Below are 18,701 nucleotides of genomic sequence, written 5' to 3'. Positions count from 1 at the left end.
CGGACCGGATCGCAGGGCCCGGACGGGCCCCCGTCACCGGGGGGCGACTCGTGGACCGTACGCGTCCGGAGGGGGCTGGGGACAGCCGGTTGTCCACAGGCTCTGTGGATAACTGTGCAATCCCCGTGGACGACACGCGCGTTGGTGTGCACAGCTTGGGGAGTTCGCTGTGGACAGGCGATCAGATCCGGCACGTACCACGTCGCTGACCTGCATGAATGCGTTTCCACACCTGTGGAGGGAAAATCCCCGAGAACTAATTTCGTTCACCCGCCAGACACGCTCGGTACGCCGGAGGCTTTATCGACAAAGCGCTGACAACCGGGGATTCCCACAGGTATGGGGTAGTTACCCACAGGCAAGGTCGGACTAGTCCCGTTGGGGACAGTAAGGGCATCTGCCTCTTACTATGACTAGACTCACGCCATGGCCAGGGCCCACGACCGCGAGATCCTCCGCCTCGCCGTCCCGGCGTTCCTCGCGCTGGTCGCCGAGCCGCTCTTCCTCCTGGCCGACGCCGCGATCGTCGGGCACCTCGGCACCGCGCCCCTCGCGGGCCTCGGCATCGCCGCCGCGGTGCTCCAGACCGCCATCGGGCTGTGCGTGTTCCTGGCCTACGGCACCACCGCCGGCGTGGCCCGCCACGTCGGCGCCGGCGACCTCCGGGGCGCGATCGCGCAGGGCGTCGACGGCGTGTGGCTGGCCGTCGCCATCGGCAGCCTGACCACCGTCCTCGGCGTCGTCCTCACCGAGCCGCTGGTGCACGCGTTCGGCGCCGACGCCAGCGTCACCGCGCCCGCCGCGACCTACCTCCGCATCGCCTTCCTCGGCACCGTCCCGCTCCTGGTCATGCTCGCGACGACCGGCGTCCTGCGCGGCCTGCAGGACACCCGCACCCCGCTCGTGGTCGCCGTCGCGGGCAACGCCCTCAACGTCGTGCTCAACCTCGTGCTGGTCCACGGGACCGGGGGCTGGGGCGGCCTCGGCATCGCCGGTTCGGCCCTCGGCTCGGTCCTCGCCCAGGTGACCAGCGCCGCCGGCCTGCTCGGCGTCGTCGTGCGGGCCGCCCGCCGCGAGGGTGCGTCCCTGCGACCCGACCTGCCCGGCATCCGGGCCGCCGCGCACGCCGCAGTCGCCCTCGTCGTCCGCACCCTCACCCTGCGTGCCGCCCTGCTGGTCACGACGTACGCCGTCACGGTCGCCGCCACCACCGCCCGCGACCAGCAGGTCGACCTCGCCACCCACCAGCTCGCGATGACGCTGTGGACGTTCCTCGCGTTCGTGCTCGACGCGATCGCGATCGCCGCCCAGGCGATCACCGGCCGCTACCTCGGCGCCGGGGACGTCGACGGCACCCGCGCCGTGACCCGCCGGATGGTCACCTGGGGCGTCCGGGGCGGGGTCGTGACCGGACTCCTGCTCGCCACCGCCAGCCCCTTCCTCGGCGCCCTGTTCACCGACGACCGGGCGGTCCGCGACCTGCTCGTGCCCGTCCTCCTCGTCGCCGCGCTCTTCCAGCCGGTCGCCGGGGTCGTGTTCGTCCTCGACGGGGTGCTGATCGGCGCCGGCGACGGCGCCTACCTCGCCCGCGGCGGCCTGGTCACCCTCGTGGTCTACGCACCCGTGGCGCTGCTCGTCGCCTCGACCGCGGCCGGCCTGACCGTCCTCTGGGTCGCCTTCGCCGGACTCTTCATGCTCGCCCGCTTCGCCGTGCTCGTGCAGCGGGCGCGGGGCGACGCGTGGCTGGTCACCGGGACGTAGATTGGCGCGCATGAAGCCGCTCCAGTCGATCGCCATGGGGCTGCTCGTCGTCGTGCTCTCGGCGCGCTTCCACGGCTACGACGCGCTCGCCGACCCCTTCGGCTGGCTGCTCGTGCTGCTCGGGCTGCGCGACCTGCCGGCCGAGCTCGTCCACCGGTCCCGGCTCACCTCGCTGGCCGTCCTGGCGGCCGCCGTCTCGGTCGTGCTGTGGTTCCCGGCGGTCACCGACGCGCTCTACGACCAGGACGCCTCGCTGGGCTGGGCGGCCAACCTGCCGCAGGTCGGGTTCATGGCGCTGCTCTGCCACGCGCTCGCCGCCCGCGCGGCGGCGGTCGGCGACACCCGGGCAGCCCGCTGGCTCGGCCTGCTCCGGACGGGGTCGATCGTGGTCGGCCTGCTCCCCGTCCTCGTCTTCGGCGCCGGCATGGACTCCCTCGAGGACCCGACGTACCTCGCCGCCGGGATGGTTGCGGTCGCCCTGATCTGGGGACTCTTCTCCTGGAACGCCCGTCCCTGGGCGCTCGCCGGAGTTCAGCAATCAGCAGCAGGTCCTCCGGCCACTTCGTAGCCTGAGGTCGCCCGGCGCGTTGTCCGGGCAGAGCAGGGCAACCACGGGGAGACGCCGATGACCACCACCCACCACGTCCGGCACCGCGCGGCCGCGACCGCCGCCGTGCTGGTCGCCTCACTCCTGCCCGTGCTGGTGGCGGGCGCTCCCGCCCGCGCCGACGCGGGGTGCACGTCCGAGCAGCCGACCAACCCGACCCCGGTCACGATGGCCTACTGCGACGACTCCTCGGCGCCCGAGACCACGATGGGGGCCACGTCCCCGACGCCCAACGGGCGCGGCTACATCAAGGTCGACCACGTCTCGTTCAGCTTCTCCGGCGCCTACACCGACGCGGACGCCGACCCGATCACCTACCAGTGCCAGTTCGGCACCGCGACCCAGCCGGTCGAGGCGAGCTGGGAGGCCTGCAACGGCACCGACGGCACGTCCGCCAGCTACGGCAACCTCCAGGACTCCGGCGCGCTGCCCTACCGGTTCTTCGTGCGGGCCGTGGACTCGGTCGACAACGCCATCACGGTCAACACCGCCTGTGCCGTTCCCGAGCCGTTCTGCACCCAGCCGGCCACCGACACCCCCGACTACGACGAGAGCCCGGCCACCGCGACGGTCAGGGTCGACACCATGACGCCGACCACCTACGTCTTCCTGGAGTCCAAGACCTACGAGGTGTACGGCGACGACTCGACCAACCCGATGGTCGGCTCGCCGGCGGTCCAGGTCCGGCTCGCCAGCAACGAGGGCGACGCCGACCACCCGGTGAAGTACGCCTGCACCCTCGACGAAGCCTCGGTGGAGTGCGCCGACGGGATCACCACGCTGACCAAGGTCGGCCCGGGCCGGCACCGGTTCGAGGCCGCCGCCACCGACCAGGCCGGCAACACCGACCCGACGCCCGACTCGGTCGTCTTCTACTCCCCGCGCAACCTGACCGGGAGCGCGCCGTGGCGCACCGTCCGCCAGGGCGGCTACTACGCCGGCGACTTCCTCCAGACCGACCAGGTCGGCGCGCAGCTCAAGGCCCCGGGCAAGAACGTCCGGGTGCTGCGCCTGATCGCCCCGGCCGGTCCGCAGCTGGGCAAGGTGGAGGTCCGGATCGGCCACAGCATCTGGCGCACCGTCAACCTGGCCGCGACGACCTATGAGCGCTTCCACATCTACAAGGTCCGTGGCGCCTACGACCCGCTGGTCTCCGGCACGATCCGGATCCGGGTCAAGTCCGTGCCGCGCAACGGCTTCGTCCGCGTCGACGCGGTCTACACCCGGCAGTAGCCGGCACCAGGTCCTGATGCGAGAACGAGCCCGCCCCCCGAGGGGGACGGGCTCGTCGCGTTGCTTCGCCGCTGCGCTGCCGGCGTCAGGCCGGGATGACGTTGAGGGCCACCGTGGCGGACACCTCGTCGTGCAGCTTGACCGAGACCTGGTGCGAGCCCAGGGACTTGATCGGGTTGCCGAGCACGATCGTGCGCTTGTCGACGGCCTCGCCCGAGGCGTCGGTGAGCGCACCGGCGATCTCGGCGACGGTGACGGCGCCGAAGAGGCGGCCGCCCTCGCCCGAGCGGACCTTCACCGAGACCGGGTTGGCCTCGAGCTTGGTCTTGATCTGCTCGGCGTGGTCGTGGTCACGGACCGCACGCGAGGCGCGCGCGGACTTGATCGACTCGACGGTCTTCTCCGCACCGCGGGTCCAGCGGATGGCGACACCGCGCGGGACGAGGTAGTTGCGGCCGTAACCGTCCTTGACCTCCACCACGTCGCCGGGGGCGCCGAGGCCGGTCACTTCCTGGGTCAGGATGAGCTTCATCTGCCTGGCTCCTTTCAGCGACCGGTCGAGGTGTAGGGCAGCAGGGCTACCTCACGGGCGTTCTTGACGGCAATGGCGACGTCGCGCTGGTGCTGGACGCAGTTGCCGGTGACCCGACGCGCGCGGATCTTGCCGCGGTCGGAGATGAACTTGCGGAGCAGCGTGGTGTCCTTGTAGTCGACACCGGTCGCCTTCTCCTTGCAGAACTGGCAAACCTTCTTCTTGGGCTTGCGAATCACTGCCTTGGCCATTGTGGTGCTTCCTTTCTAGAAGCCCGGCTTGCGCCGGAATGGTTGAGGGATTCGGATGTTTTTCGTTGGTTGAGGAGGGCGCCTGGGCGCCCGTCTCGAAACCTGTCAGAACGGGGGCTCGTCCGAGCCCACGCCGGGAGCGCCCCACGGGTCGTTGCCGCCCGCGGGCTGGCCGCCGCCGAAGCCGCCGCCACCCGACTGGGGTGCCGGGGTGGCCCACGGGTCGTCCCCGCCGGCCGGAGCCTGCGGACGGGACTGGCCGCCCTGGCTGCCGCCACCGGAGAAGCCGCCGCCACCGCCGCCGCCCTGACGGGAGGCGCGGGTGACCTTGGCCGTGGCGAACGCCAGGGAGGGGCCCACCTCGTCGACCTCGAGCTCGACGACGGTGCGCTTCTCGCCCTCACGGGTCTCGTAGGAGCGCTGCTTCAGGCGACCCTGCACCACGACACGCATGCCGCGCTGGAGGGACTCGGCCACGTTCTCCGCGGCCTGGCGCCACACCGAGCAGGAGAGGAACAGCGCGTCGCCGTCCTTCCACTCGTTCGCCTGTCGGTCGAACGTGCGCGGCGTCGACGCGATCCGGAAGTTGGCCACGGCCGCACCCGAGGGGGTGAAGCGCAGCTCCGGGTCGTCGACGAGGTTGCCGACCACGGTGATGACGGTCTCGCCTGCCATGCGATCTCCTAGCTAGTTCTGATCAGGTCCGCGCCCATCGTTGCCGGTGGCACCGACAGGCGAAAGGGTCAATCCACAGGTCGACGCCTCACTTGGCGTCGGGGCGGATGACCTTCGTGCGGAGGATCGACTCGTTGAGGCTGAGCTGGCGGTCGAACTCCTTGACCGTGGCAGGCTCGGCGTTCAGCGAGATGACGGCGTAGATGCCCTCGGCGTTCTTCTTGACCTCGTAGGCCAGCCGGCGACGTCCCCAGACGTCGACGGACTCGACCGATCCACCATCCTTGCGGATGACGTTGAGGTACTTGTCGAGCGACGGCTCGACAGTGCGCTCTTCAAGGCTGGGGTCGAGGATGACCATCACTTCATAAGCACGCATAGCGGGTCTCCACCTCCTCTGGACTAAGGCGACCACGGTCTCTCCGTGGCAGGAGGGCTGTGCGTTCCCCGCGCGCGCCGGAGGTCCGGTCGTCACGTGGGGGCTCCCCGCGGCCGGGTCCCCGTCGGTGGGGGCGGACACGAAGAACGCCCAAGGCTATCAGCGGCGCGGGGCAGCGCAGAATTCGCCGAGGCCCGGCCGGGACGACGTCCCCGCGCCTTCCTACGATGGCCGCATGACTGTCCCGATCGGCGCCCACGTGGACCAGACCGACCCCATCGCCGAGGCCCGGGCCCGCAACGCCCCGCTGGTGCAGTTCTTCCTGGGCGACCCGCAGGGCTACAAGGGCCCGGAGTTCGCCTACGCGGGCGGCGCCGAGGGGCTGCGCGCCGACGCGGAGGCGGCCGGCATCGACCTCTACGTCCACGCCCCCTACATCGTCAACGTCGCCACGACCAACAACCGGATCCGCATCCCCAGCCGCAAGCTGCTCCAGCAGCACGTCGACGCGGCGGCCTCGATCGGCGCCAAGGGCCTGATCGTCCACGGCGGCCACGTGAACAAGGACGACGACCCTGCGATCGGCTTCGACAACTGGCGCAAGGCGATCGAGGCGACCGACCTCAAGCTGCCGCTGCTCATCGAGAACACCGCCGGCGGCGACAACGCCATGACCCGCCACCTCGACCGGATCGGCCGGGTCTTCGACGCGATTTCCAGCGCCGAGCAGTCCGACCGGGTCGGCTTCTGCCTCGACACCTGCCACGCCCACGCCGGCGGCAACGCCCTGGAGACGGTCGTCGACGACGTGCGTCGCATCACCGGCCGCATCGACCTGGTCCACTGCAACGACAGCCGCGACGACTTCGACTCCGGCGCCGACCGGCACGCCAACTTCGGCGCGGGCCGGATCGACCCCGACCTGCTGGCCGCCGTCGTCCGCGACGCCGGGGCGCCCGTGGTGTGCGAGACGCCGGGTGGTGCCGCCGAGCACACCGCCGACTTCGCCTGGCTGGCCGAGCGCCTGTGAGCGGCCCGGACACCGGTACTCTCGGCGGCGTGCCGAGCGCCCCTGCCGTCCGTGAGATCTCCGAGACGGAGCATCTCGACTTCATCCGCGCCCAGCGCTCCGCGAGCTTCCTGCAGACGCCGGCCTGGGGCCGGGTCAAGTCCGAGTGGCGCCGTCAGTCCCTGGGCTGGTTCCTCGACGGCGAGCTCGTCGGCGCCGCGCTCGTGCTCTACCGCCAGCTGCCGAAGGTCAAGCGCTACCTCGCCTACCTCCCCGAGGGCCCGGTCATCGACTGGGAGTCCGAGGACCTCGGCGCCTGGCTCGCGCCGCTGACCGCCCACCTGAAGGCCGAGGGCGCCTTCGGTGTCCGGATGGGCCCGCCCGTGGTCACCCGCCGGTGGAGCGCCGCGCAGGTCAAGGAGGGCATCGCCGACGAGTCGGTGCGCACCCTCGGCGACCTGCCGCCCACCGAGCGCGGTCACACCGGTGCCCGCGTCGTCTCCCAGCTCCACGAGCTCGGCTGGCGGCCCCAGTCGGTCGAGGGCGGCTTCGCGGCCGGCCAGCCGCAGTACAACTTCCAGATCCCGCTGCGCGACGCCGACGGCACCGCGCGCACCGAGGACGACGTCCTCAAGGGCATGAACCAGCTCTGGCGCCGCAACATCAAGAAGGCCGACAAGCAGGGGGTCGAGGTCAGCACCACCGAGGGTGTCGTCGGGTCCGGCGACCTCCAGGCCTTCCACGACCTCTACCTCCACACGGCCGAGCGCGACCACTTCACCCCGCGGCCGCTCTCCTACTTCCGCACGATGACCGAGGCCCTGGGCGCCGAGGAGCCCGACCGGATCCGGCTCCACTTCGCCCGCCACGAGGGCGACCTGGTCGCGGCCACGATCTCCATCCGGGTCGGCGCCCACGCCTGGTACTCCTACGGCGCCTCCTCCACCGAGAAGCGCGAGGTCCGCGGCTCCAACGCCGTGCAGTGGGCGATGATCCGCGAGGCGCTCGCCGCCGGCGCCGACGTCTACGACCTGCGGGGCATCACCGACACCCTCGACCCCGACGACTCCCACGTGGGCCTGATCCAGTTCAAGGTCGGCACGGGCGGCGAGGCCGTCGAGTACGCCGGCGAGTGGGACCTGCCGATCAACAAGCCGCTCTACAAGGCGTTCGACCTCTACATGAAGCGGCGCGGCTGACCATGAGCCTGACCCTCACCGTCTCCGGCGACCGCTGGCGCACCCACCTGCGCGCGGTGGCCGCCGCCAACCCCGGCATCGTCCCGGTCGCCAAGGGCAACGGCTACGGCTTCACCCTCGGCCGCCTCGCCCGCAAGGCGCAGTGGCTCGACGACCAGGGCCTGGGCGTGGACACCCTCGCGGTCGGCACCTACGACGAGCTGCCGCACGTCGCGCAGCGCTTCGGCGGCGACCTGCTCGTGCTCACCCCGTGGCGGCCCTTCGGCGCCGCCCTCGAGGTCGACCCGTCCCTGGCCGACCGGGTCGTCCACACGGTCAGCCGGGTCGAGGACGTCACGGCGCTGCTGGCCCGCCAGCCCGACGCGCGCTTCGTGCTCGAGCAGGTCACCACGATGCTGCGTCACGGGCTGACCTCCCGCGAGCTGTGGGCCGTCGCCCCGATCCTGGCCGACCACCCGAGGGCGCGGCTCGAGGGCATCGCGATGCACCTCCCGCTCGCCCAGGGCTCCCACCTCTCCCAGGTGGACCGGCTGCTCAACGACGTCGTCGCCAGCGGGCTGTCGACCACCACGGTCTGGGTCAGCCACCTCACCCCCGACGAGCTCACCCAGCTGCGCTCCTCGTGGGGTGACTTCACCATCCGGCCCCGGATCGGCACCGACCTCTGGCTCGGCGACCGCGGCGCACTGTCGGTGACCGCCACGGTCCTTGACGTGCACGAGGTCGAGCGCGGCGACGTCTTCGGCTATCGCGGCCGGACCGCCCCCAAGCACGGCCACATCCTGGTCGTCAGCGGGGGCACCGCCCACGGCATCGGCCTCGAGGCGCCCACCGGCGACGGGTCGCTCAAGGCGCGGGCGGCCACCCTCGCGCGCGGCGGCCTCGACGCGGTCGGCTTCGTCCGCTCGCCGTTCTCCATCGACGGCAAGCAGCGCCTGTTCGCCGAGCCCCCGCACATGCAGGCCTCGATGCTGTTCCTCCCCCACGGCGCGCACGTGCCCGCCGTGGGCGACCAGGTCGACGTACGCGTGCGCTACACCGCCACGGCGTTCGACCGGGTCGTCGTCGACTGACCCGGAGCCACGGACTCGGCGGGCTCGTCGGGCCCGTCCGGCAGCCGCGCGTGCCGGGCCGGGTCGTGCTCGGGGTGCAGCACGTCGCGCACCACCATCGCGACCAGGAAGAGCTCGCCGGCCATCCGGAGCAGGATGGCGATCCAGTAGAAGCCGGCGTCGCCGCCGGCGGCCGGGGCCAGGAAGCCGCCGAGGTACCACCACACGCAGGCGAAGTAGAAGACCTCGGTCGACTGCCACACGAGCTGGTCCCGCCACCGCGGTCGCGCGAGCACGGCCAGCGGCAGCAGCCACAGGACGTACTGCGGCGAGTAGACCTTGTTGACCAGCAGGAAGCCGGCCACCACCAGGTAGCCGAGCTGGGCGAGGCGCGGCGTCAGCGGCGCCCGCATCCCCACCAGGAACACCCCGATGCACCAGGTGCCGAAGACCAGCCAGGACCAGGTGTTGATGGTGTGCGCCTGGAAGGCGAAGGGACTGGCGGGGGTGTCCTTGATCTGCTGGAGCACCAGCCAGATCGACCCGAGGTCCGCACCGCGGTCGCTGTTGAAGTGCCAGAAGACCTTCCACTCCGCGGCCCCGGTGAGGTACGCCGGGGCGTTGACCAGCACCCACGACACGATCGCGGCCGACAGCGCGCGGACGAAGGGGTCGGCGCGACGGTCGCGCAGGCAGATCACGAGGAGCCCGCCGAGCAGGAACAGCGGGTAGAGCTTGGTGGCCGTCCCGAGACCGATCAACACGCCGGTCAGCCCCGGCTTGCCGCGCGCCCAGGCCCACAGGGCACCCGCGGTCGCGGCGACGGCGAGCAGGTCCCAGTTGACCAGGGCGTTGAGCGCGAGCGCCGGTGAGAGCGCGAAGAGCAGCGCGTCCCAGGGCCGCAGCCGGTCCAGGGACGCGAGGAACCAGGCGGCCAGCAGCGTCGCCGCGGCCAGCCCGAGCGCGCTGACGACCACGAAGAGCCGGACCTCGTTGCGCACCGGCGCCTCGGAGAAGAGGTAGTCCACGGAGTGCCCGAACCGCTCGGTGACGTCCGGCGACCCGCTGCCCCAGTGGGTCACCCACGCGGCGGCGTAGGCGAAGTAGGAGATCCCGACGGGGTACTCCATGACCTCGTAGCGGGCCCGCACCTGCGGGTCGCCGGTGTAGGGCCAGTTCAGCTCGGCGAACCCGCGCCCCGTGTAGAGGTAGGGCATGTCGGAGTAGCACATGTGGGAGTAGCGCGACGTGCCGTTCTGCCAGGTCTGGGCGTAGCAGCTGCCCTTCTGCACCATGCCGAGTGCGAAGCACAGCGCGGTCAGCAGCAGCACCACCCGCACCGGCGTCCACCAGCGGTGGCCGCGGCCGTGCACCCCCATCGGTCCCCCGATGCCCTCACTGAGGGCGGTGGCGACCGGGTCCTCCCGAGTGGGGTGCACCCGGTCGTCCCGGTCGCCGTCCGTCGTCACCAGGCGTACCAGAAGGGCTCGCGCGCCGCCGTCCCGCTGACGTGGTTGCCGTGGGAGGCCGGCGGGTTGCTTGGCTGCGGCGAGGTCGGGCTCGACGAGGGCGACGACGAGTCGGACGGCGTCGGCGAGTCGCAACCGCCCAGCACGGTGCACGTCGGCGTCGGCGACTGCGACGGGGTGTCGCTCGGCGTCTCGGTCGGCGTCTCCGAGGGGGTCTCGCTCGGCGTCTGGCTCGGCGACCTCGACGGCTGCGCGGTGCGCGTCGGCGAGGGCGGCGGCGTGTAGGGGTCGTGGCCGCTGTCCGGCGCGGTCCCGTCGACGTTCGCGGGCGGCGGGAACTCCTCGACCGGGAGGCCCTCCATGTCCCGCTTCATCACGTCGGTCCAGGTCTGGGCCGGGTAGTCCGCACCGAAGTACGACGGCAGCCAGCCGTCGAGCTGGTTGTCACCGTCGCCGCGGACGTACATGACGGCCGTCGCGAGCTGCGGGGTGTAGCCCACGAACCACGCCGAGGACACCTCGTCCTTGCTGTTGGTCGCGGTGCCGGTCTTGCCCGCGGCCGGTCGCCCGAGGGCCAGGGCCGCCTTGCCGGTGCCCTGCTGGACGACCTGCTGCAGCGCGTAGGACGTGTCGGCCGCGATGTCCTCGCTCATGGCGTCGGTGGTCGACTGCTTGTAGTCGTAGAGCGTCTCGCCGTTGCGGGTCACCTTGTCGATGACGTGCACGTTGGCGCGCTTGCCGCCGTTGGCGATCGTGGCGTAGGCGTTGGCCATGTTGATCGCACTGATCCGGGCCTTGCCCAGCGTGATCAGGGCGTCGGAGTCGAGGTCGCGGCTGGTGCTCGGGATGCCGGGGTACTTCTTGGTGGCCTTGGTGGGCGGGATGCCCATCGCGTTGGCCATCGCGGCGATCTTGTCCGGGCCGTCGGGGATCGAGTTGGACATGTCGACGTACGCCGTGTTGATCGACTGCTCGAGCGCGTAGGTCGCGTCGACCGCCGAGCCGTAGTCGTTGCCCTGGCCGTCGGAGCCGGTGCCCTCGTTGCGGACCGTCAGGCCGTCGGGGAACTCGTAGGGCGAGTTGCCGTCGAAGGTGTCCTTGAGGGAGTAGCCGTTGTCGAGGGCCGTGGCGAGGGTGATCGGCTTGAAGGTCGAGCCGACCATGCCGCCGGCGACCGACCAGTTGATCTGCGACTGGAGGTAGTCCTGGCCGCCGTAGAAGCCGCGCAGGGCGCCGGTGCCGGGCTCGACGCTGGCGACCGCAATGTGCAGCTCCTTGTCGCCGAAGCCGTCGGGCTTGCCCTCCAGCACGCCCTGCTCGGCGGCGTCCATCGCCTTGGGGGTGAAGGTGGTCGTGACCCGCAGGCCGCCACCGTCGATGTCCTCGTCGGAGAAGCCGAGCGCGTGCAGCTCGGTCTTGACCAGGCTCAGCATGTGGCCCTTCTGGCCGCCGTACTGGCTCTGCGCCTGGATCTTGGGGAACTTCGGGAGCCGCTTCTCGGCCTTGGTGGCCTGGTCGGCGGTGATGTTGCCCGCGCTGGCCATGCCGTCCAGGACGTAGTCGTAGCGCTCCTTGAGGTCCTGCTTGGACGCCTTGCCGTTGGCCGGGTCGAAGTGCGTCGGGTTGTTCAGCACCGACGCGAGGACCGCCGACTGGGAGAGCGTGAGGTTCTTGGCGTCGGTGTTGAAGTAGGCACGCGAGGCCGCCTGGATGCCGTAGGCACCGCGGCCGAAGTAGATGGTGTTGAGGTAGCCCTCGAGGATCTGCGACTTGCTCTGCGAGCGCTGCATCTTCAGCGACAGGATCGCTTCCTTGAGCTTGCGCGTGTAGGAGCGCTCCTGCGAGAGGTAGAGGATCTTGACGTACTGCTGGGTGATGGTCGACGCCCCCTGCGTCGCACCGCCCGACGCATTGCTGAACGCCGCCCGGAGGATGCCCTTGGGGTCGATGCCCTTGTCGGTCCAGAAGCTGCGGTTCTCCGCGGCCACCACGGCGTCCTGGATCGTCTGCGGCATCTCCTTCAACGAGATCGACTCACGGTTCTGGGTGGCGTACTGCCCCAGCGAGGTCTTGCCGTCCGCGTAGTAGACGAAGGACGTCTGGGTCTGGAAGTCCTTGTTCGGGTCCGGGATGTCGGTGGTCTTGTAGAGGTAGGCGAACGCCGCGACGAGGAAGAGCGCCCCGACCAGACCGGCGATCAGCAGCCACTTGAGGACCTTGAGGACCCGCTGCCTGGCACTGACCGGTTGCTTCGGCCTCGTCTTGACGGCGGGACCGTCGGCCCTGCGCTTTGCACTCAAACTTCGGCTCTCCAGTGTCGACTCGGGGGGCGTACGGCGCGCACGAGCCGCACGTGCGGGGCGCGCGCCGTCCACAGGGTACGCAAGGGACCGTGGCCAGACGATCTCTCGCGACGAGGCTCACGCCGGAGGCCTGCCAGCAGCCTGACCGACCCCGACACGTCGCGCGTTGTTCACGTCACGTGGATATATCGGTACGATAGGTCGCATGGCACGTCGTGCAGAGACCATCGAGCTGGCAGTCCTCGGACTGCTGCACGAGGGACCCATGCACGGCTACGAGCTGCGCAAGCGGCTCAACCTGATGCTCGGCTGGGGTCGCGTGCTGTCCTACGGCTCGCTCTACCCCACCCTGAAGAAGATGCTGCGCGGCGCCCTCATCGAGGAGACCGCGACCACGCTCACCCCGGTGACGCGTCGGCCCCGCATCGTCTACCAGGTCACCGAGGCCGGCCACCGCGAGTTCGAGCGGCTGATGTCGGAGGTCGGTCCCACGGCGTGGGAGGACGACAACTTCGACATCCGCTTCGCGTTCTTCGGGCGGACCGACATGGAGATCAGGCTGCGCGTCCTCGAGGGGCGTCGTACTCGTCTCCAGGAGCGGCTGGACCGCGTCCAGAACCAGCTCTCGATGACGCAGAAGGAGGTCGACCGCTACGCCGCGGAGCTCCAGCGCCACGGCGTGGAATCGGTCGAGCGTGAGGTCCGGTGGCTCTCGGACCTCATCACCGCCGAGCGCACGCAGGGGGAGATGGGTCCCGACATGGGCAACCCGCCACCCCCTCGTGACTCACCACACGAGTCCCCCCACGAGTCCTCCGCGACTCCCCTCAACAGCCAGACCTGAGCGGCTCACCCGTCACACAGGTCCGCAAGCCACAGATCTCCAGAAGTTGGACTAGGAAGGAAACCCCGATGGGTTCGGTACGAGTAGCAATCGTGGGAGTCGGCAACTGCGCCACCTCCCTGATCCAGGGCGTGGAGTACTACAAGGACGCCGACCCCAACGGCACCGTCCCGGGTCTCATGCACGTCCTCTTCGGTGACTACCACGTCAAGGACGTCGAGTTCGTCGCCGCGTTCGACGTCGACGCCAAGAAGGTCGGCTTCGACCTGTCCGAGGCCACGCAGGCCTCGGAGAACAACACCATCAAGATCGCCGACGTCCCGCCGCTCGGCGTGACCGTGCAGAAGGGCCCGACCCTCGACGGCCTCGGCAAGTACTACCGCCAGACCATCGAGGAGTCCGACGTCGAGGCCGTGGACGTCGTCCAGGTCCTCAAGGACACCCAGGCCGACGTGATGGTGTCCTACCTCCCGGTGGGCTCCGAGGAGGCCGACAAGTTCTACGCCCAGTGCGCGATCGACGCCGGCGTGGCCTTCGTCAACGCCCTGCCCGTCTTCATCGCCTCCGACCCGGTCTGGGCCAAGAAGTTCGAGGACGCCGGCGTCCCGATCGTCGGCGACGACATCAAGTCGCAGGTCGGTGCCACCATCACCCACCGCGTGATGGCCAAGCTGTTCGAGGACCGCGGCGTCGCGCTGGACCGCACCTACCAGCTCAACGTCGGCGGCAACATGGACTTCAAGAACATGCTCGAGCGCGAGCGCCTGGAGTCCAAGAAGGTCTCCAAGACCCAGGCCGTGACGTCCAACCTGCACGGCTCGCTGGCCGACAAGATCAACGACCGCAACGTGCACATCGGCCCGTCCGACTACGTCGCGTGGCTCGACGACCGCAAGTGGGCCTACGTCCGCCTCGAGGGTCGCGCCTTCGGTGACGTCCCGCTCAACCTCGAGTACAAGCTCGAGGTCTGGGACTCCCCGAACTCCGCCGGCATCATCATCGACGCGATCCGCGCCGCGAAGATCGCCAAGGACCGCGGCATCGGTGGCCCGATCATCTCGGCGTCGTCGTACCTCATGAAGTCGCCGCCGGTGCAGCTGCCGGACGACGAGGGCCGTCGCCGCGTCGAGGCCTTCATCAAGGGCGAAGAGTGACCTGCGCCTGACGAGTGTGGCCCGGTGGGACTTCGGTCCCGCCGGGCCTTTCTCATTTCCTGCCCGTCACCTGCCAGCACCTGCCAGCAGGCTGCCTGTCACCTGTCCAGACCAGTTCGTAACCCTCCTCGGCACCCCGTCGTTCACGGGGCATCGCGTCGCGCCATCCGCGACCCACCACTCCGAGGATGCCCATGCCTGTCCTGCCTCCGCGACGCCTGCGCACCGCAGCGGTCACCACCGCACTGGTCGCCGGCCTCGCCACCGGTCTCGCCGCCCTCCCCGTCACGTCCGCGCACGCCGCCGGAGCGGGGCGCGGTCTCGCGGCCGCCGCCGTCCGCCCATCCGCACCCTCGGCCAGCACCGTCACGGTGGGCGGCCTGGAGGTGGAGAACAGCTTCGTGTCGTCGGTCGGCTGGGTGAAGCCCGGCCAGGCCTACCCCTCCCGGATCATCGTCACCAACCCCGCCGACCCGGCCGTGCCGACCAACCTGCCGGTCACCGGCGCCACGGTCACCGTCACCGCGCCGGAGGGCTCGACGATCGTGGGCGCCGGCTCCGGCGCCACCGTCGCCCCCGGCGGCCACACCGCGACCTGGACCGTGCCGCCCGTCGCGGCCGGCAAGAAGCAGACGCTGGTCCTCGACAGCGTCGCCGACACCACGACGCAGAACCCCGAGATCGTCTGGCGCGACCTGTCCAGCACCGCGCAGGTGACGCTGGGCGGCACCACCAGGGCCGCCACCAGCCACGGTCCCAAGGTGATCCCGCCGTCCGACGCCTTCGACACCGCGCGGTACGGCGACCGCCCGTTCCCGGTCGTCCCGGTCCAGTTCCGCGACCGCGCCTACCAGCCGACCCACTCGGGTGGCGACCTGGACAAGGTCATCAACGACCCGGCGCGACCGGGCTCCACGTTCAACCTCTACCAGGAGATGTCGCTGGGCCAGCTCTTCCCCCACGGCACCGTGCCGTCCACGGGGATCGCCTCCCGCGACTTCACCTACGGTCCGGGGTTCAGCTTCACCCAGATCCAGCCCGGCCAGACCTGCCACGGGCTGACCCAGACCGGGCCGCTGCCGGCCCCGGGCACCGTCGGCGGGCCGGCGTACACCGAGCGGATCACCGACGGCATCTACAACCTGCCGGGCAACACCGACTACTACGGCGACGACGCCAACGGCTCGGCCATCATCGGCTCGCTCGCGGGCGTGGGCGCGCTGCAGAGCATCGACGGGGGCTGCGGGTCCCCGGGCAAGCTGGTCTACGACGCGGCCGCGATCGCGGACCCGGAGATCGACTACTCCGACTACGACACCGACAAGGACGGCGTGGTCGACTTCTTCATGGCCGTCTTCGCCGGCTGCGGCGGCAACGGCTCCTCCCAGCTGTCCGTCGCCGGGTGCGACCTGCCCAACCCGAACACCGGCACCCCGGACGCGCCGTACGACAACCCCTGGCCGCACTCCTCCTCGCTGGAGTACTACTACACCGACCCGGTCACGGGGCTGGCCGGCTACACCACCGACGACCAGCTGAAGGACCTCGAGGGCCGGCCGCTCTGGTACACCGACACGACCCGCAAGACCATGACGACCACCGACAAGGGCGACGCCCTCAAGGTCTTCGTCCGGGTCGGTCCCTACAACATCAACCCCGAGACCGCGATCGACAAGGCCTCGGTCATCTCCCACGAGTACGGCCACTCCCTCGGGCTGCCGGACTTCTACTCCACCGGCAGCCGGGAGACCTACGGCGACTGGAACCTGATGGCGACCGACAAGTCGCAGAACATGGACGCCTTCTCCCGCCAGGAGCTCGGCTGGGTCGTCCCGCAGGTCCTCGAGCCCGGGACGAGCAAGACCGTCAGCGGCTGGACCGACTCCAAGCAGGACACCGGCACCATCGTGTGGCAGCGTCCCGACGGCACGCCGTACACGCTGGTCAACGGGACCGACGGCATCGTGCACAACTCCGAGATGTTCGTGGCCAAGCTGCCCGGCCGGCAGCTGCTCGACCCGGCGGTGTTCGACACCGGTGACAAGGCCAGCAAGTCGCACGCCTGGTGGTCGGGCTCGGGCAACGACTTCGGCTGCGCGCCGAGCGGCGGCCGCAACCTCGACCTGTCGATCCCGGCGCTGGCCACCCTCCCGGCCGGCACGAAGGTCAACCTCTCCTTCAAGTCCAACTGGGACGCGGAGTGGGACTTCGACTACGGCTTCGTGCTCACCACCACCGACGGCGGCAAGACCTACACGTCCCACGCCTCGGAGAACGGCTACACGACCTCCAACACCGATCCGCTGGCCGGCAACCCCAACCAGAACGCCTGCCAGCAGCAGTACGACAACGGCATCACCGGCACCAGCGGCTCCTACGCCGCCGGCAGCGAGGCGACCGACCGCAAGCTGGGCAACACGCCCGCCCCGGTCTTCCTCCAGGACAGCTACGACATCAGCGACCTCGTGGGCAAGGCCCAGGGCGCGCTGCGGTTCAGCTACGCCACCGACCCGGGCGTGGCCCGGCCGGGCTGGTTCATCGACGACGTCGTGGTCACCGCGACGACGCCCAGCGGCGACAAGGTCCTGCTCAAGACCGACTTCGAGTCCGACGGCGGTCCCGACGACCCGCGCGTCTTCAACGGCGGCTGCCGCGAGGACCTCACCACCGCCCAGGAGTGCACGAAGGGCTGGAAGTACCTCCAGGCCGGGGCCGAGTCCGCGCAGGACCACGCCTACTACCTCGAGATGCGCGACCGGTCGGGCTTCGACCTCGACGGGCACGGCCAGATCGACCGCGACCCGATCGGCTGGGCGGCGGGCCTCTACCTCTCCTACACCGACGAGGCGCACGGCTACGGCAACGCCGGCACCGACGACCCGCCGGCGCAGTCCCCGCTCGACGCCGTCCCGGACCCGGGCAACGAGACGCCCGACCTGAACGACGCCGCCTTCACCGCGGCGGCCGACCGGTCGACGTACTCCGACTCGGGCGAGGGGCACACCGACAACTACACCGACCCGGCCAACACGGTCGTGGACAGCCGGTACTCCGACGTCCCCAACCCGTGGCGGTTCCGCTACAACTGCCTGGGCTTCAAGGTCACCCAGATGAGCGGTCAGGCCGACGGCCCCGCCACGTCCGACGGCGACCTGACCGGCGCGGTGCAGTTCACGATGGGCAGCGGCTGCGCGCCCTTCGACTACGGCTACACGCCGGTGTCGGCCCCGGCCAACACCGCGCCGACCGCCGCTGCTCACGCCACGCCGAAGGCGGCGAAGACCGGCGAGACCGTGACGTTCAGCGGGGTCGGCAGCACCGACGCCGAGACGCCGGACAACCTGGACTACAGCTGGGACTTCGACAACGGCGGCAGCACCAAGGACGCTGCCGGCCGGGACGTCAGCCACGCGTTCAACTCGCCCGGCACCTACGACGTGACGCTCCTGGTCACCGACCCCGGCGGCAAGACCGACACCGACACGGTGCAGGTGACCGTCACCGACCCGCCGGGCAACCAGGCGCCGGTGGCGAAGTTCGAGGTGAAGCCCGGCTCGCCGTACATCACCACGAACACGCTGCTGAACGCCGCGGGCTCGGGCGATGCCGAGACCGCCGCGGGCGACCTCGTCTACCAGTGGAACTTCGGTGACGGTGGCGCCACGGTCGACGCGACCGGCCGCAGGGTCCACACGAAGTTCAAGCAGCCCGGCTACCGAACGATCACCCTCACCGTCACCGACGAGGGCGGGAAGTCCGACACCGTCCCGCAGCGGATCCTGGTCCGCCGGGCGACGGCCTGCTGGTCGCCGAAGGTGTCCCGCACCGGCAGCTGGCGCCAGGTCAACCAGCGCCAGGCGCCCAAGGGCGACTACTGCGACAACGCCGGCAAGGGCACGGGCGCCGACACCCTGACCCTGCACTTCAAGGGCCCGCAGATCGACGTCTTCCACGGACGCTCGACCCGCGGTGGCGCGGCGACGGTCTACATCGACGGCGAGAAGGTGGGCACCGTGTCGTTCCACAGCGACGACACCGCCCCCCGGATCCGCTACCACCAGGTCTTCTCCGACCTCGGGGACGGCAGCCACACCCTGCGGCTCGTCGTGACCCGCGGCCGGGCCTACCTGGAAGGGTTCGTCACCATCCGCTGACCCGTCGCTCATGGAAGCAATAACGCGCCGACCCGTCGTCAGTTGACGACGGGTCGGCGCGTTTCGGGGTCAGGAAACG

Annotated in this window: 15 protein-coding genes; 9 read left to right on the top strand and 6 right to left on the bottom strand. The window is 70.5% G+C overall.

Annotation, left to right across the window (positions count from 1 at the left end; translation table 11 throughout):
• The first annotated feature begins 426 nt into the window (after window positions 1–426).
• From FB382_RS19985 to FB382_RS19975, 3 genes are read left to right on the top strand one after another with little or no spacing between them, the layout of a single operon-like run.
• Window positions 427–1,761 carry an MATE family efflux transporter gene (locus FB382_RS19985; protein ID WP_182541723.1) on the top strand — a complete coding sequence of 445 codons (1,335 nt, stop codon included), beginning with the start codon at window positions 427–429 and terminating at the stop codon, window positions 1,759–1,761.
• Window positions 1,762–1,771: 10 nt separating this feature from the next.
• On the top strand, window positions 1,772–2,329 hold the full coding sequence (locus FB382_RS19980; protein ID WP_182541722.1) for a hypothetical protein: 558 nt from the start codon (window positions 1,772–1,774) through the stop codon (window positions 2,327–2,329).
• A gap of 57 nt (window positions 2,330–2,386) precedes the next feature.
• On the top strand, window positions 2,387–3,601 hold the full coding sequence (locus tag FB382_RS19975) for a hypothetical protein (RefSeq protein WP_182541721.1): 1,215 nt from the start codon (window positions 2,387–2,389) through the stop codon (window positions 3,599–3,601).
• Between the two features lie 85 nt (window positions 3,602–3,686).
• Here the strand turns inward: FB382_RS19975 and rplI are convergent, their stop codons facing one another.
• The 4 genes from rplI to rpsF form a co-directional block, all read right to left on the bottom strand.
• Complete coding sequence (gene rplI / locus FB382_RS19970; RefSeq protein ID WP_125037108.1) at window positions 3,687–4,133, bottom strand: 50S ribosomal protein L9; 447 nt, start codon at window positions 4,131–4,133, stop codon at window positions 3,687–3,689.
• A gap of 14 nt (window positions 4,134–4,147) precedes the next feature.
• Window positions 4,148–4,384 carry a 30S ribosomal protein S18 gene (gene rpsR / locus FB382_RS19965; RefSeq protein WP_017933521.1) on the bottom strand — a complete coding sequence of 79 codons (237 nt, stop codon included), beginning with the start codon at window positions 4,382–4,384 and terminating at the stop codon, window positions 4,148–4,150.
• 105 nt (window positions 4,385–4,489) lie between these two features.
• Window positions 4,490–5,059 (bottom strand): single-stranded DNA-binding protein, encoded by a 570-nt coding sequence (locus FB382_RS19960; protein WP_182541720.1) that lies wholly within the window; start codon window positions 5,057–5,059, stop codon window positions 4,490–4,492.
• An 88-nt stretch (window positions 5,060–5,147) separates the two neighbouring features.
• Window positions 5,148–5,438, bottom strand: a complete 291-nt coding sequence (gene rpsF / locus FB382_RS19955; protein ID WP_125037106.1) for a 30S ribosomal protein S6 — start codon at window positions 5,436–5,438, stop codon at window positions 5,148–5,150.
• A 235-nt stretch (window positions 5,439–5,673) separates the two neighbouring features.
• Between rpsF and FB382_RS19950 the strand changes: the two genes are divergently transcribed.
• Genes FB382_RS19950 through FB382_RS19940 form a run of 3 tightly spaced genes read left to right on the top strand, consistent with a single transcriptional unit; the run spans window position 5,674 to window position 8,719 of the window.
• Window positions 5,674–6,468 (top strand): deoxyribonuclease IV, encoded by a 795-nt coding sequence (locus FB382_RS19950; RefSeq protein ID WP_182541719.1) that lies wholly within the window; start codon window positions 5,674–5,676, stop codon window positions 6,466–6,468.
• Between the two features lie 29 nt (window positions 6,469–6,497).
• On the top strand, window positions 6,498–7,646 hold the full coding sequence (locus FB382_RS19945) for a peptidoglycan bridge formation glycyltransferase FemA/FemB family protein (RefSeq protein ID WP_182541718.1): 1,149 nt from the start codon (window positions 6,498–6,500) through the stop codon (window positions 7,644–7,646).
• A gap of 2 nt (window positions 7,647–7,648) precedes the next feature.
• Entirely contained in the window at window positions 7,649–8,719 is a 1,071-nt protein-coding gene (locus FB382_RS19940) for an alanine racemase (RefSeq protein WP_182541717.1), read from the top strand.
• Here FB382_RS19940 and FB382_RS19935 read toward each other — a convergent pair.
• Window positions 8,680–10,167, bottom strand: a complete 1,488-nt coding sequence (locus FB382_RS19935; RefSeq protein WP_343055694.1) for a glycosyltransferase family 87 protein — start codon at window positions 10,165–10,167, stop codon at window positions 8,680–8,682. The genes FB382_RS19940 and FB382_RS19935 overlap by 40 nt on opposite strands.
• Window positions 10,164–12,467, bottom strand: coding sequence for a transglycosylase domain-containing protein (locus tag FB382_RS19930; protein ID WP_182541716.1), 2,304 nt, complete (start codon window positions 12,465–12,467; stop codon window positions 10,164–10,166). Before FB382_RS19930 ends, FB382_RS19935 begins: the two co-directional genes overlap by 4 nt.
• Window positions 12,468–12,675: 208 nt before the next feature.
• Between FB382_RS19930 and FB382_RS19925 the strand changes: the two genes are divergently transcribed.
• From FB382_RS19925 to FB382_RS19915, 3 genes are all read left to right on the top strand, one after another.
• The gene (locus FB382_RS19925; RefSeq protein WP_246378467.1) at window positions 12,676–13,314 is read left to right on the top strand and encodes a PadR family transcriptional regulator; all 639 of its coding nucleotides are present in this window, start codon (window positions 12,676–12,678) and stop codon (window positions 13,312–13,314) included.
• Window positions 13,315–13,382: 68 nt separating this feature from the next.
• Window positions 13,383–14,468, top strand: a complete 1,086-nt coding sequence (locus FB382_RS19920; protein WP_182541715.1) for an inositol-3-phosphate synthase — start codon at window positions 13,383–13,385, stop codon at window positions 14,466–14,468.
• 194 nt (window positions 14,469–14,662) lie between these two features.
• Window positions 14,663–18,622 carry a PKD domain-containing protein gene (locus FB382_RS19915; protein WP_182541714.1) on the top strand — a complete coding sequence of 1,320 codons (3,960 nt, stop codon included), beginning with the start codon at window positions 14,663–14,665 and terminating at the stop codon, window positions 18,620–18,622.
• Window positions 18,623–18,701 lie beyond the last annotated feature (79 nt).

Source organism: Nocardioides ginsengisegetis (assembly GCF_014138045.1).
Classification (GTDB): Bacteria; Actinomycetota; Actinomycetes; order Propionibacteriales; family Nocardioidaceae; genus Nocardioides; species Nocardioides ginsengisegetis.
Note: the sequence above shows the minus strand (reverse complement) of the source record. Positions and strands in the feature narration are given on the sequence as shown.